Origin of the sequence: Streptococcus sp. LYSM12 (assembly GCF_004569635.1) — a bacterium.
GTDB lineage: Bacteria > Bacillota > Bacilli > Lactobacillales > Streptococcaceae > Streptococcus.
This window is the reverse complement of sequence record NZ_SPOZ01000016.1, coordinates 35,599-50,397: the sequence shown is the minus strand read 5'-3', so window position 1 is coordinate 50,397 and position 14,799 is coordinate 35,599. Positions and strand designations below refer to the sequence as shown.

Here is a 14,799-nt window from a genome sequence, read left to right as displayed (position 1 = left end):
CAACAGGATGCATTGGTCTCATTATTCTTACCTCCCTTTCTCTTGATAATCTTAGTATAGTAGACCATACTAAAAATCAACAGGACAAAAATGTCATAAAATCTGTTAGATGATCCTTTGTCATAAGAAATCAAGAAAAATACGCATCTGGATTGATTTCACTTCCTAATCGGACTCACTTAAGCCAGAAATAGCAAGAAAACAGAGTTCATTTATCCATTGATTAACAAATGATCTCTGTTTCTAAATCCTTTTATTTTCCCTTTTTTCTATGCGAATTGGACACTATAGATATTTTACATATACTCTTGAATCTTCTCCGCGCATATCTTTCATCATTTCAAAAAATTCATACCCATATTTCTCATATAGTCCATTATGAGTTGTTGAAATATAAATACTATTCATTCCATCTGCTTTTGCCAATGCTTCAGCATGGCTTAACAACTTTCCAACATAACGATGTCCTCTATAATGCGGAAAAGTATATATCCACCCAATCCACGGTGTCAATTCTGTTGGTTGAATCGCATCCTTTTCAGCAAAGGTGCAAAAAGAAATCAGATTTTCTCCATCTACCAACAGAAGCACCTTTGTATTTTCACCAATATACTCCTTTGACTTCTGGTTTTTTAATAATTCATATAGAAACTGGCCTGCCCCCCAATCACTTTCTTTTATCTTTGAAAGCCAATATGCTTTATTATCTGTACTGAAATATTCGATGATGTTCACTTCATTCCCTCCCCTATCCTTGGTGTACCAACTCCGATTATACCATAAGCAACTATCAAACGATACGTCAACCAAAGGGGAGGATGTAGGTTTTCTCTGTCAGATGAACCTAGAAGATGCCTGTCTTTAATCTCTGTAAGTCTGAGCACTCTGTATTCCTCCCTGACTTGCCTTTCACTTATAAAGTGTTGCAGCCTCATTTGGAAGCATCTAATCTTTCTCCAGCTGCATGTTGATTGACCTGAACTCTTTTCGAGCAAGACCGTATCCTACTTAGGTTTATTCTAAACATTTTTCACTTAGGTATCAAGTGTATCAATCCGCCACTGGTCATGCAGTTGTCCCATCAGATGCTGATTTCCCATCAATTTCGCAAAAATGATTGCTTCTTCACAATAGCTATAAGCACGTTGGACATCTCGGTGTACCAAGAGCTCATATTTCCACTGTAACATACTAAAAATCGGGTATTTTTGAAAATCTTGTGTAATCTGCATGATATGATGAATCCCTTGAAATAAGGTTGGAATAGGTTCACAGATTCCCTTTGCTCCTAATACACGGATAGCAGCAAAGATGACATTTCGCAGAACAAAAAGCTCCTCCGGCTCCATCACCACTACTTGTCTAGGTAACTCTGACACTAGCTTTAAAAACATTCTTCTGCTCGCTGAACACTTTGTCATCCTTGACAAGTAAGTATGTTCAATAAAGAGATGAATGATCAGTAAATCATTCACATCGTATTTTTGCTTCCATACTATTCGAGGAATATAGGTTTCAATGATATCTTTACCAAAAATATCTGATTGGGTTTCCAACACATCAATGGTTGACTGTAGTGCATCTATGGCAAGCCGCTCGATATCTGGTAACATATCGTAAAAGTGGTCATAGATTTCGAGCGACTTCGCATTGCGCCTTTCAATCAAATCGAGCTGATCATAGGTTGGAGTGCGCAAAATATCATACTTGAGTTTTAAATATTGATCAGGCAAATCAATATAGTCGGGCATCACTTCAAACAGAGATAAGCCCAAACGGTGCGCAATAAAAAATATTTTTGTCAAGGTTGGTTTTGATATACCTAACTCAATCCGCGTCAACTGTCGTACCGTTAAATCCTGCTCCTCATCACAAAACTGTTCTCTAGTCCAGCCACGTTCCTCTCTTAGCCTACGAACTTTATCTCCAAATCCTTCCTCTTTCATTCTTCACTCTCCTAGAAATATCTATATATTATACCAAAAATAATAAAGTATGACAACTTTCTTTCACTCAATAACTATCAAAACTTCTCTTTTGATAGTTTATTAAGTCGTGAGGAAGTACGATATTAAGGCTGATGTTTTATCTTTATTCTATTTCCCTCATTCGATGAAACGAATGGATACTCTGTAAAAACCAATGTCCGACTAGCATTCACAATTTGCTAAAAGATAAGGATAGCCCTCCAAAGCCAAGATAGAGCTGGAGTTCAGAAAGTGAGCCAATGCCCAGTAAATGAGTTAAATCTAAGATAAGAGCTGTTTAAAGTTGATGTTTACAAAGTATGGTCTTTTAGTACTAGGCAAGGAGCTGCAGGCTGTACTGGAGTACGGCAAAGCGAGGTAACGAAGTAATAAAAGATAAACGAAATGACTATATCACAGCGGAAACGTTTATATTTGACCAATATTTAATAACGAATTTCTCCGTCCTAAAAAGTCAACTCCCTATGAAAAAATCATTTTTGAACCCTGCATTGGTATTCTTCCAAAGGTGAAAAGTATCAAACACTGCCAAAATGAAACTCTTAGCTTTTGTTGCATATCAGATCCAAACACTTTAAAAATAAAAAATACGAGATATGGTATACCACTCTCGTATCTTCTATTATTCTTTAGCAGTACATTATCCGCATTCCTGTTCTGGACATAAGCATTCGTTCTAAGTTTGTTAGAATGAGGCTGAAAAACGTCCTCTGAACAAACTATTGGTCTTAAGCTTTTGGAGTGAAGCTGAAAACGCCCACTACCAACTACCTGCCCTATCTAAATTTCGAGGGGCAGGGCTAAAATAGCCCACTGGGCAAACCCTTAGTCTAAAGCTTTTAGAGTAAAGCTAAAAACGTCCTCTGAACAAACTATTGGTCTAAAACTTGTAGAATGAAGCTAAAAACGTCCACTACCAACTACCTGCCCTATCTAAATTTCGAGGGGCAGGGCTAAAATAGCCCACTGGGCAAACCCCTAGTCTAAAACTTGTAGAGTGAAGCTAAAATAGCCCACTGGGCTATTTTACTCCTCCATAAAGCTATTAAAGACTTCCTCAATCATATCCCATTCAGCTGTTGCATCTTCTGGAATTGGTTGAAGATCACCCTCTGTCCCATTTTCATTCTCAATGTATGAATATGCCTGGATTTCAACTTCACCATTTTCATCTTCTTCTGCGCTTGCAGGAATTAAGAGAACGTAATTTTTACCAAACTCTTCTTGACCATCGATAGTCAAAAGAATTTCAAATAAGGTTTCATTTCCATTATCATCTACTAAAGTGATAAATTCACGTTCATCATGGTTATGATCATGTTCGTGGTTATGTGCCATGTGTTACTCCTTAAAATGTTCTATCTAAATAATTTTGTAAAATGAGCTGTGCAGCTAACTTATCAATGACTTTCTTTCGCTTGCCACGGCTGATATCTGCTTGCTCAATCAACATGCGCTCTGCAGCTACTGTTGTCAAACGTTCATCTTGATACTTGACTGGTAGACCGTATAATTCTACCAAACGGTCACCATAAGCCTGACTTGCCTCCACACGTGGTCCGCTGGTATTATTCATATTTTTCGGTAAGCCTACAACAAATGTATCAACCTTATATTGTTGAACTAACTCTGTTAAACGCTCAAAGCCAAACTCGCCCTTCTCCTCATCAATCGGAATGATTTCCAATCCTTGCGCTATAAAACCAAGAGGGTCAGAAATTGCTACTCCAACTGTTTTGGAACCTACGTCCAATCCCATTATTCTCATCAAAGGTCAATCCCATTTCCCTTCAAGTAAAAACGCACCAACTCTTCTACGATTTCATCACGTTCATACTTACGAATTTGATTACGCGCATCATTGTAACGAGGGATATAAGCTGGATCTCCACTCAATACATATCCCACGATTTGGTTAATTGGATTGTAACCTTTCTCATCAAGAGAACGGTACACATTTGTCAAGGTTTCGCTGATTTCTTGTTTATTGACATCATCCAAACGAAAACGAACAGTTTCTCCTGTGAATCCCATACTTACACCTTCTTTCCTTATTAACTTATTATACCATATTTACTCTGTACTATCAATGATTCGCCCCTATGTTACGGCCTATTTCACAAACTTTTGTACACATCATTTTATTCTTATCACACCTTATTGAAACAAAAAAGTTTGACTTGAAAAATCAAACTTTTCCCTCTATTAATGTGCTCTCCTTTATAGAGCTGCACGTAAACGAGCTTGTGCGTTCTCCACATTGCGTACAGAACGAGGTAGAAAAGCACGGATGTCGTCTTCTTTATAGCCTACTTGAAGGCGTTTTTCATCGATCAAAATAGGACTTTTTAAAATACGTGGATTTTCTGTAATCAATTCAATCACTTCATTAACACTTAAATCTTCAATGTCACAGTCAAGATTTTTTGCATATCGATTTTTAGAGGATACAATACTTGCAATCCCATTTTCTGTCTTGGTTAGGATATTTAAAATCTCTTCCTTGCTGATTGATTCTTTTCCTAAATTATGCTCATTATATGATAATTGGTGAGCATTAAGCCAATTTTTCGCTTTTTTACAACTTGTACAACTTGAAACTGTATAAATTTTAATCATGTAGTCTCTCCTTTGCTACATTTTCTTAAACAAATTATACTCCATTATACCACAGAAAGGCTTCAGTCTAAAGACCTATTTTTCATTTTTCATCTCATTATTTTGTAAAATATAACAAAAACATTCGCAAATTGGGGGTGTTTGAATGCAAAAAGAGGGGGGATGATGGCCACTCTCTAAAATCCCAGCCCCTCTCAATTTCTAATCTTCTAATTCAATCCCACCGTCTAAATCAAGAACAACATCTTGAATGTCTGCTGGAACTTCTGTCTTTTCAACAACTTCAGCTAATTCTGGATCATCGATTAGACCATAATGAACGCGGATCTTGCGGTCAATTTCCGCAAATACTTCTGGATGATCTTCCAAGTATTTTTTGGCATTCTCTGATCCTTGACCAATCTTCTCATCGTTATACGAATACCAAGCACCAGCTTTTTTTATGATCCCCAGATTGCTACCAATCTCAATTAATTCGCCTGTTTGTGAGATACCTCGACCGTACATGATTTCTACAACAGCTTCCTTGAACGGAGGAGCAATCTTGTTTTTAACAATTTTAACCTTCGTTTCTTTTCCGACATTGGTGTCTTTTTGATCACCACTACCTTTGATTTGGGTATTTCCACGTACATCCATACGAACAGATGCGTAGAATTTAAGCGCACGCCCACCAGGAGTTGTCTCAGGATTCCCAAACATCACTCCGACTTTTTCACGCAGTTGGTTAATGAAAATGGCAATCGTCTTCGTTTTATTGATAGAAGCAGATAGTTTACGCATCGCTTGGCTCATCATACGTGCCTGCAAACCAACATGACTATCGCCAATCTCACCATCAATCTCTGCACGCGGAACAAGAGCGGCAACTGAGTCAATAACCACAAGATCAACTGCACCTGAGTCAATCAATTTACCAGCGATTTCAAGTCCCTGCTCTCCAGAGTCCGGTTGAGACAAGAGCAATTCGTCGATATTGACACCAAGGGCTTGGGCATAAGCGGGATCAAGTGCATGTTCTGCATCAATAAAGGCTGCAATGCCACCTTCTTTTTGCGCTTGAGCGACTGCATGGAGAGCCACTGTCGTCTTACCCGAACTTTCTGGACCATAGATTTCGATGATCCGTCCTTTCGGATAACCACCCGCTCCCAAGGCAATGTCAATAGACAAACTTCCTGAGCTCATAACCTGCACTTTTTGTTCAGCACGCTCTCCAAGGCGCATAATTGCCCCCTTACCAAAATCCTTTTCAATCGTTTTCAAAGCATCATCTAAAGCTTTCTTACGCTCATCTCCAAATTTTTTAGTAATGTCCTCTAATTTTTTACTTGACTTTTTTGCCAACTTTCTTTCTCCTCTACTTCTAATTTCTTAACCCATTATAGCAAAACTTTACGGTTTGACAAAATATTACGCATAACATTCAAGGCATGTAAACAAGCAATGTGACGCATGTGTTGTTCTGTATAACCACCTAAATCAACTTCCGTGACTGTCACTTGACCATTCAAACAAATAGCAATAAAATAGCTTGCCACAACATTATCAATCTGAGATTCTGGCTTTACTTGCCCTAACAGGGCTAGACCTAAACCTGCTTCTAGGTCTTTACATATAAAACGTGACAGCTCCTCTGCTCTTTTAGCAGTTATCATCTCATCTCTAACAACTAAACCACCTGCAAATAGGTGACAACTGTGTAAAGCAAGTGTCAAGTCAGCTTGCAATGCTCCAGCCGTTACATTTTCTACAACTGCAAAGCTAATACCCTGTACTTCTAATTCACGAGCTACAATCCTAGATAAACTATTATCTTCACCATATCCATATAAGCACGTAGCAAGGTGTTCTCGAGCTAGGATTGCTTGCTCTAATTGATTTAATTTCTGATTGGCTGTGGCTTCCTCTTCAGCCTTTGTAGATAGACGCAAGGTAACCTCTCCTATCTTGGCATAAGGTGCCAAAGTTGGATCTGTCTGATTTTCAATTAAATCAGCTAAAATGCTTACCAACTGACTTTCACCAATTCCAAAAAATCGTAGAATGCGAGAGTACAATTTCTCGCTTGAATGAACTAGCAACGGCTGTAAACTTTCTGTAAACATGGCCTTTAATTCGCTAGGCGGACCAGGCAAGACAATATAAGTCACACCATCCTGCTCAATCAAACCACCCACTGCTAGACCTGCTGGATTGTGGAGTGCGGTACTTCCTTTTACTAACTGGGCTTGTCGTTCATTATTCGGAGTCCGAATCCGACCTTTTCTGCTTGCAAAAAAGCGGTCTAATTTATCCAAGGCCACCTGGTCAAAGACCAATTCTTTCCCTAAAAAAATGGCCAACGTTTGTTTTGTTAAATCATCTTCAGTCGGTCCTAATCCACCGCAGAGAACAACCAAATCACTGCGCTTACTAGCAATATCTAAAACAGACAAGAGGCGCGTTTCATTATCTCCCACTGCGGTATGGAAAAAGACATCTATACCCATTTCGGCAAATTTTTCCGATAAAAATTGAGCATTGGTGTTCACGATTTGCCCTGTCAAAATTTCAGTCCCAACTGCAATCAACTCTGCTTTCATGTAAACCTCCTCATCTTATTATTCGTAATATGCTACAAAAATCACATTCAAACCAAGACGAGGTTGGGCAAAAAGTCCCAGCTTTCTCACTTTATGAACCGAATTACCTTGACGCAGTAGTTACTTGCTTCAATGGCTATCATGCTGTTGGAGCTATGCGGGGAGAGTGAAACGGTCTGGGAATAGACCGTTTCAGCCTGAAGCTAGAATGCAGGAAATAAGGTAAAAACCAACTCTTTTTTTGACCTATCAAGTTCTTTCCCACTCCCTTTATTCCCAATCTTCAACAGCCATGTTTCTTTTTCCAAGATTTTTGCCCATCTTCAATATGTTTGTCTTTGATTTTTTTCGAATACTTCATGATACCATCATAACACAAAAAAGAACCAAACGGTTCTTTAAATGCAATATATTCACTCACAGTGCTATTATAACATAGACATAAAAAAGACACTAGAAACCTAGTGTCTTCATGTTACATACAACGACTTAGTCGTTTACTTTTTTCAAATAAGAGAAACCTAGTACAACTAATAATCCGAAACCAACCATTGTTAAGATGGTCGCATTTTCTGAATTAGTACGTGGTAAAATCTTCTTCGTAGTAGTCGTATTCGTACCACCGTTTTGTGTTGGCGCCTCTTCTTTTGAAGTAGGGGTTGGTTTTGGTTCAACCGGTTGAGACTCTGCTTCATCAACGACAGTCAATTTATTTCCTGCTGTTTGTGATTTGGCTGCTGTAGTCGTATCTGTTTTAACAGTCACATTGCCGTCGGTGCCAACAGTAAATGTAATATCTGTCACTTTCAAGTATCCTGCTGGTGCAGCTTCCTCATGGAAGACATACTCACCAGCCTCGAGTTTCACAGTGTGGGACTTGTCTGCTTCGGAGGTCCAACTTTCAACTGTTTGACCGTCTTTGCGGATTTCAATTTGTGCTCCCGCAATTTCTTGGCCTCCAAGGTTTGTCTTACTGATAACAACATCGTGAGTCACCGGTTTCACAACTTCAGCTTCATCAACGACAGTCAATTTATTTCCTGCTGTTTGTGATTTGGCTGCTGTAGTCGTATCTACTTTGACAGTCACATTGCCATCATCGTCAACAGTAAATGTAATATCTGTCACTTTCAAGTATCCTGTTGGTGCAGCTTCCTCATGGAAGACATACTCGCCTGCTTCCAATTTCACAGTATGGGACTTGTCTGCTTCAGAGGTCCAACTTTCAACTGTTTGACCGTCTTTGCGGATTTCAATTTGTGCTCCCGCAATTTCTTGGCCTCCAAGGTTTGTCTTACTGATAACAACATCGTGAGTCACCGGTTTTACAACTTCAGCTTCATCAATGACAGTAAGCTTGTTACCCTCTGTTTTTGATTTGGCTGCTGTAGTCGTATCTGTTTTGACAGTCACATTGCCGTCGTTGTCAACAGTAAATGTAATATCTGTCACTTTCAAGTATCCTGCTGGTGCAGCTTCCTCATGGAAGACATACTCACCAGCCTCGAGTTTCACAGTGTGAGACTTGTCTGCTTCGGAGGTCCAACTTTCGACTTTTTGATCGCCTTTGCGGATTTCAATTTGTGCTCCCGCAATTTCTTGGCCACCGAGGTTTGTCTTACTGATAATAATATCGTGGGTCACCGGTTTTACAACTTCAGCTTCATCAACGACAGTAAGCTTGTTACCCTCTGTTTTTGATTTTTCTGTTGTAGTCGTATCTGTTTTGACAGTCACATTGCCATCATCGTCAACAGTAAATGTAATATCTGTCACTTTCAAGTATCCTGCTGGTGCAGCTTCCTCATGGAAGACATACTCGCCTGCTTCCAACTTCACAGTGTGGGACTTATCCGCTTCGGAGGTCCAACTTTCGACTTTTTGATCGCCTTTGCGGATTTCGATTTGTGCTCCCGCAATTTCTTGGCCACCGAGGTTTGTCTTACTGATAACAACATCATGGGTCGTCGGTTTCGGAGCTGTTGGTTGGTATGTATTTGTAAAGTTAAACACCAATGAGTTTGTTCCTGAAAGCGCATATGTTGAAGTAGGAGCTAAGTAATTTGGTGCAGACCAGTCACTACCGTCTGCATTAACTTCCTTAACGAAGTACTCAATGGTAGCTCCTGTTACTTGGTCTTGACCAGGAGCATAGATATTTCTCCACACAACTGGACTACCTTGCCATTTTTGTGGGTTCACTTTAACAGCCGGAACATCCGTAGCTGTTACCAGTGATTCAGCCCCGTTTGTCCGTTTATAAAGAGCAAAATAAACATCTGGTTTGGCTGCTGGGAGACCCTCTCCTGTCCATGCTTTATTTACTTGAATAGTCTGAACATACTCTGGAACTGTAGAACGTTTCGTATTTGTAATGGTAAATGGATTGTCTTCTGTACCACTTCCTTGAGTAGGTGATGTAGTATATCCATCCAGTTGTGTTAGCTCTTCAACGGTATAGTCAGAAACTTCTCCTGCCAAGTCATCCCATTGAACAGTTGCTTCACTCTGTCCAGCTTGAGTTTGTATAACTTTAGCTTCACCAACAGCTTCACCTGTTTGTTTATTTTTCAACTGAAAGCTAATTTCTGGTTTATTGGCAACGTCGTCTGCCCTATCCCAGACTTTTTTTGCAAAAATAGAAATTTTTTTCTTAACAACTGGTACATCTGTTCCTGTGTCTTTGCTTACAAAATGACCGCCAAGAAGATTTTGATATTTTGCCTTGGCACTGTCGTTATTTGGCTTAGATCCGTCTGTACGATAGACTTCCAAGGTTGAATTTGCCGGTGGAGTTTCCAAAGCATCGCCTTGACCAATCAAAGCTTTAAATACAAGCTTTTCTTCAGCTGTAAAGTTAGTGATTGGTGATACATCCGCAGATGGAAAATCCGTATGATCTGTAAAATACCAGATAGCGTATTGGGTCACCCGACGGAAAACACCGTTACTTAGACCGTATTTTGCTTGTAAACGAGCTGCATCATTTCCAAAACCATTGTAAATAACTTTTAAAATGGCCGCCTCTAAATCAGCACCTGTCAATGCTTCTGAAGTCGCTAACTCAGCAAAATTATCAGCATTTCCTAATTCTTTTTTATATTTAGGATAAGGGGTTGTTCCTTCGTTATTCGGCCATTCAGAATGGTAATTAAAACAGTAAACAACTCGTTCTTCACTTGTTGCTATATTTCTGACATAGATAGGATTACTGTAGTCTGTATATTCTGTAGGCTTCACATAGGCTTCATAACTGTAGTCTCCCGAATCAGCAGCAGAGACTTTCAGGCTACCTAGTGGCACGATTTGACCGATAAAGAGCAACAACAAGCTTAACCAAGTGTAAACATTTTTCGTTGTACCTTTGTTCATTATTTCTCCTTCATAATGTGTTACTTTCTACTATATTAAACATTTCATTTTCTGCTGCTATCCCTCTCAAAATCGCAACAAAAAAGAAATAGACTATCCAATAAGGATAAAATCCCTATTTCTAAAAATACCTCCCTCTATAAAAAATCCTATTATTATTCATAAAAATAATAAAGATTGTTTAGAAAAATTTACTCTGCTATCACTGAGAGGGCATAACAATCAGTAAATTTGCACCTAAGTATCCATTCTACCATATTAGCTTGTTTCTTTAAAGAAATAAAGTAACAATATTGAAAATATTTTTTCAAAACAATAGATACATATACATTCCGAAAATAATTCTTTCTACCAACAAAAAATTCATGAGGATCGTAAGAATGCCCCGCTTCTAATCGCTTGACCTATCGTCATGGTTCCTCCTCAGCTTACAGTAGTCAGAAAAAACTGTCGAGCTAAAATCCTACGGCAGTCCATGCTAACATGCTTTTCCAAAACTATATTAATGGACAAAGCATGCCACTTCGTGATCGTTGACAAGGCCTGCCGCCTGCATGTAGGAGTATATGCAGACTGGTCCAACGAAGGTGAAACCTCGTTTTTTCAAGTCTTTAGATAATTGCTCCGACAAGGTTGTCCTGCTAGGAACTTGTCGATAATCCTTTACAAGATTGTCAATCTGTGTAAAGTTAACCCAAGACCAGAGATACTCTGCAAACGTACCATATTCTTTCTGAACTTCAAGAAAGGCTTGAGCATTCTGCCGAGTAGCAAAAATCTTGGCTCTATGGCGAATAATAGCTGAATTTTCTAGTAGCTTGTCCAATTCACGGTCGGTCATTCGTGCAACTTTTTCCACATCATATTCATAAAAAACCTGGCGAAAAGCTAGTCGCTTATTGAGAATGGTTTCCCAAGATAGGCCAGCTTGGTAACTTTCTAAACAGAGGAGTTCAAAAAGGGGTTGATCTTCTTTAACCACTCGCCCCCATTCTTGATCATGGTAGGCTACATATAAGGGGTTGCTTTCTTTGACCCAGCCACATCGTTTCATTCGTTTTCCACCTATTTCAGTAACATCTTGAGGGCTGACTTGATATAATTTTCAGCCGTATCTGTTGTTCCATCAAAGAACTTCCTGATTTTCTTCAATTCAGCTGGACGATATCCCAGAGCCTCCATTGCTTCCATTGCTTCATCAAGAGCAGTATTGGCCGATTCTTCCACAGCCAAGCTTGGACTTTCTGTCTGATTGGAAAGCACAAACTTGCCTTCCAGATCTAGCACCATTTGCTGGGCTGTTTTTTTGCCAATCTTTGGAAACTTGGTCAAGTAGGTAATATTTTTTTGTTCAATTGCCCCTACCAAACCATCATTATCATCAACTGCAATAATAGCTAGAGCCGTTGTCGGACCAATCCCTGAAACAGAAATCAGGCTCAAAAAAACTGATTTTTCTACCTCTGTCCGAAATCCATATAAGAGATGGGCATCTTCTCGAATGACTTGATGGATATAAACCGTTACCTGCTGATGCATAAATCCCGAATAGGTGTAGGGATTGGCAACTTGCAAGGTAAAACCAATCCCCCCTACTTCAACCACAATATACTTGGCAGTTATTTTTGTTAATATTCCTTTGATATAATCGTACATATGTTCTTTCTCTTTAGTATTTACCTAGTTCGCGCAGACTGGTATGATTTTCCTGAATGCGTCGGAACATTTTCTCCATATCTGACGTTGTAAAATGAACAAGAACTGGTCGCCCGTGCGGACAATTATAAGGATTTTTACAGGTCGCTAATTGGCTCAACAAATGCCGAGCCGAATAATCATCCAAGGAATGATTGGCCTTAATCGACCGTTTACAAGACATCATGATCGCCAGTTCTGCTCGATAACGCTTGATGGATACCTCATCTGTTAACAAAAGCATATCACACATCTCATAGACCGCTGACTCAATCTCGTCTTCTTTCATCCAAATCGGGTGTTCCCGCAGAATGAATTGGTGAACACCATATTCCTCTAAGTTGACACCAACTTGACACAAGGCTTCCAATTTTTGCTTGAGCAGCAGAGCATCATTTGCTGGAAAATCAAAGATATAAGGAACCAAAAGCTGTTGAGAAGAACTGTCTACATTTCCAATACTATCACGATATTCTTCATACTTGACCCGTTCTTGGGCTGCATGCTGGTCAATGATATAAAGTCCTGCCTTACCTTGAGCAAACAGATAGGTCCCGTGCATTTGGCCGAAATATTCCAATTCCGGAAAGGTTGAGCTCTCCTCATTTTCTAATCGGTCAGCTAATTTTGCGACTTCTTTTCTCCCGAGACTTGGATGTTCTACGTCATCTACTACAATTTCTTCTCTTTGGGCAAATTTAATGTTGACTGATTTGTCAACTTCTGTGTCCATTTTCTCGTCAATTTGCTTGACAGCTTCAAATTCCTTGGTCTCTTCAGAAATCGTTTGAGGCTTGACAAAGAAATCCTGCCGAACCGTGTCATAATACAGATTACTTTCTTTTAGGGGAAGGGTTACTTGCTCGGTCTTGACCTTGGTTCGGGTACTTGATTTAGCAAGATTTTCCAAGGCATCTGGAATCAAGTCTTGCTCTTTGAGCGCTGCTGCGATTGCCTCACGGATGAGAGCCATCAATTCCTTTTCTTTAGAAATCCGCACTTCCTGCTTAGTTGGATGAACATTGACATCCGCCAAGTAGGGATCAATCTGAATATCAATCACAGCTAACGGAAAACGACCCACCATGAGTTTGCTTCCATATCCGTCTAAAATAGCACGGTTGAGTAAAAAATTCTTGATGTAGCGCCCATTGATAAAGATACTGATATAATTGCGGTTGGCTCGCGTCAATTCTGGCAAGGACACATAACCTGACACTTTAAAATCTAAATCCTCAGCGGCAATCTCTACCATTTTTTTAGCGGATGCGATACCGTAAACACCTGAAATAGCCTGACGGAGATTTCCCGTACCCGCTGTTTGAATCAATTCCCGCCCCTCATTGATTAAACTAAACGCGATCTCCGGATGAGCTAAACTCAACCGATTGACAACATCCACAATATGGGATAATTCCGCCTGCTGGCTCTTCACATACTTGAGCCGTGCAGGTGTATTATAGAACAAGTCCTCCACAGCAATTCGTGTACCGACAGGACGACTCATGGCCTCTTCTCCCGTTACCTGCCCTGCTTCTGCCTCAAGGACAAGGCCATGACTTGCTGCTTCTGTCGCAGTTTCAATCCGAATCCTACTGACAGAAGCTATAGACGGCAGAGCCTCCCCACGAAAACCCAAGGTCCGAATGCGGAACAAGTCGGATTGACTTTTAATTTTACTGGTTGCATGACGACGGAGAGCCAGTGATACCTGATCAGGCGCTATCCCTTCCCCATTGTCGCTAATTTCAATTTTTTTAAGTCCTGATTCTTCAATACTGATGCTAATTTGGGTAGAACCTGCATCGATCGAATTTTCTACCAATTCTTTGACCACACTAGCCGGGCGCTCGATGACTTCTCCTGCTGCAATCTGATTGGCTAGGACTTCTGGTAATTCAATAATAGTTGCCATCATCTATTCCTGCCTTTCTAATGACCCTATTATACCATAAAGTCCATCGTTTAACCCACAGGTAGGAGTCCCTACTATACCTTTCTAAACTAGCATTCATCATCAACACCCGCCATGTGCTTCATTTGCTGATAAGCTAGATGCAAAATTCTGAAAGAAATTCCAACTCCTAACATTCCTATAACAGGAACTAACAGGCTGTAGTCAACTTGACCTTTCATCAGTTGTAGCCCCAAGGCAAACACACCCATTAAACCTATAACAATTAAAAGATATAGTCATTTAGTTTATCTTTTATTACTTCGTTACCTCGCTTTGCCGTACTCCATGGACAAAAAGTCCCAGCTTTCTCACTTTATGAACCGAATGACGTTGACACAGTGGTTGATGGCTTCAATAGCTATCATGCCGTTGACGGTTGGAAATGACATGCTGCTCTTTTTCAGGGAGCAGACTAAAAAGCTCCAGTGGAGCTTTTTAGTCGTATTTGTTCGTGTTTCCCACTCCACATCTGACCTCTACGACTGATGCAAACTCGTTGGCTTCAATTCCAACCTCCAACAGGCACCACTCTGCCTGTTGGAGCTATGCGGGGGGCTAAAACGGTCTGGGAATAGACCGTTTT

At 40.0% G+C, this 14,799-nt stretch carries 12 protein-coding genes; all 12 read right to left on the bottom strand.

Annotated elements, in window-relative coordinates:
* Positions 1–285: 285 nt before the first annotated feature.
* Entirely contained in the window at positions 286–735 is a 450-nt protein-coding gene (locus E4T79_RS06535; RefSeq protein WP_167752643.1) for a GNAT family N-acetyltransferase, read from the bottom strand.
* 299 nt (positions 736–1,034) lie between these two features.
* The gene (locus E4T79_RS06530) at positions 1,035–1,946 is read right to left on the bottom strand and encodes an XRE family transcriptional regulator (protein WP_135028786.1); all 912 of its coding nucleotides are present in this window, start codon (positions 1,944–1,946) and stop codon (positions 1,035–1,037) included.
* Between the two features lie 1,068 nt (positions 1,947–3,014).
* A complete protein-coding gene (locus E4T79_RS06525; RefSeq protein WP_135028784.1) occupies positions 3,015–3,326 on the bottom strand; it encodes a DUF1292 domain-containing protein in 312 nt (103 codons plus the stop codon).
* Between the two features lie 10 nt (positions 3,327–3,336).
* The gene (gene ruvX, locus E4T79_RS06520; RefSeq protein WP_135028781.1) at positions 3,337–3,756 is read right to left on the bottom strand and encodes a Holliday junction resolvase RuvX; all 420 of its coding nucleotides are present in this window, start codon (positions 3,754–3,756) and stop codon (positions 3,337–3,339) included.
* Positions 3,756–4,022, bottom strand: coding sequence for an IreB family regulatory phosphoprotein (locus E4T79_RS06515; protein WP_135028779.1), 267 nt, complete (start codon positions 4,020–4,022; stop codon positions 3,756–3,758). The genes ruvX and E4T79_RS06515 overlap by 1 nt, the downstream gene beginning before the upstream one ends.
* Before the next feature lie 186 nt (positions 4,023–4,208).
* Positions 4,209–4,607, bottom strand: a complete 399-nt coding sequence (spx, locus tag E4T79_RS06510) for a transcriptional regulator Spx (RefSeq protein ID WP_075099515.1) — start codon at positions 4,605–4,607, stop codon at positions 4,209–4,211.
* A gap of 201 nt (positions 4,608–4,808) precedes the next feature.
* Entirely contained in the window at positions 4,809–5,954 is a 1,146-nt protein-coding gene (gene recA, locus E4T79_RS06505; RefSeq protein WP_135028777.1) for a recombinase RecA, read from the bottom strand.
* A 35-nt stretch (positions 5,955–5,989) separates the two neighbouring features.
* The gene (locus E4T79_RS06500; RefSeq protein ID WP_135028775.1) at positions 5,990–7,192 is read right to left on the bottom strand and encodes a competence/damage-inducible protein A; all 1,203 of its coding nucleotides are present in this window, start codon (positions 7,190–7,192) and stop codon (positions 5,990–5,992) included.
* 489 nt (positions 7,193–7,681) lie between these two features.
* Entirely contained in the window at positions 7,682–10,564 is a 2,883-nt protein-coding gene (locus E4T79_RS06495; RefSeq protein ID WP_135028773.1) for a SpaA isopeptide-forming pilin-related protein, read from the bottom strand.
* A gap of 502 nt (positions 10,565–11,066) precedes the next feature.
* A complete protein-coding gene (locus E4T79_RS06490; protein WP_135028771.1) occupies positions 11,067–11,618 on the bottom strand; it encodes a DNA-3-methyladenine glycosylase I in 552 nt (183 codons plus the stop codon).
* A gap of 11 nt (positions 11,619–11,629) precedes the next feature.
* Entirely contained in the window at positions 11,630–12,220 is a 591-nt protein-coding gene (gene ruvA, locus E4T79_RS06485; protein ID WP_135028770.1) for a Holliday junction branch migration protein RuvA, read from the bottom strand.
* A gap of 13 nt (positions 12,221–12,233) precedes the next feature.
* Positions 12,234–14,174 carry a DNA mismatch repair endonuclease MutL gene (gene mutL, locus E4T79_RS06480; RefSeq protein WP_135028818.1) on the bottom strand — a complete coding sequence of 647 codons (1,941 nt, stop codon included), beginning with the start codon at positions 14,172–14,174 and terminating at the stop codon, positions 12,234–12,236.
* Positions 14,175–14,799: the final 625 nt, after the last annotated feature.

What these genes read in the sequence shown, in the direction of transcription:
- E4T79_RS06530 (WP_135028786.1), bottom strand. Translation starts at nt 1,946, where the DNA reads ATGAAAGAGGAAGGATTTGGAGATAAAGTTCGTAGGCTAAGAGAGGAA.
- E4T79_RS06525 (WP_135028784.1), bottom strand. Translation starts at nt 3,326, where the DNA reads ATGGCACATAACCACGAACATGATCATAACCATGATGAACGTGAATTT.
- ruvX (WP_135028781.1), bottom strand. Translation starts at nt 3,756, where the DNA reads ATGAGAATAATGGGATTGGACGTAGGTTCCAAAACAGTTGGAGTAGCA.
- E4T79_RS06515 (WP_135028779.1), bottom strand. Translation starts at nt 4,022, where the DNA reads ATGGGATTCACAGGAGAAACTGTTCGTTTTCGTTTGGATGATGTCAAT.
- spx (WP_075099515.1), bottom strand. Translation starts at nt 4,607, where the DNA reads ATGATTAAAATTTATACAGTTTCAAGTTGTACAAGTTGTAAAAAAGCG.
- E4T79_RS06500 (WP_135028775.1), bottom strand. Translation starts at nt 7,192, where the DNA reads ATGAAAGCAGAGTTGATTGCAGTTGGGACTGAAATTTTGACAGGGCAA.
- E4T79_RS06495 (WP_135028773.1), bottom strand. Translation starts at nt 10,564, where the DNA reads ATGAACAAAGGTACAACGAAAAATGTTTACACTTGGTTAAGCTTGTTG.
- E4T79_RS06490 (WP_135028771.1), bottom strand. Translation starts at nt 11,618, where the DNA reads ATGAAACGATGTGGCTGGGTCAAAGAAAGCAACCCCTTATATGTAGCC.
- ruvA (WP_135028770.1), bottom strand. Translation starts at nt 12,220, where the DNA reads ATGTACGATTATATCAAAGGAATATTAACAAAAATAACTGCCAAGTAT.
- mutL (WP_135028818.1), bottom strand. Translation starts at nt 14,174, where the DNA reads ATGGCAACTATTATTGAATTACCAGAAGTCCTAGCCAATCAGATTGCA.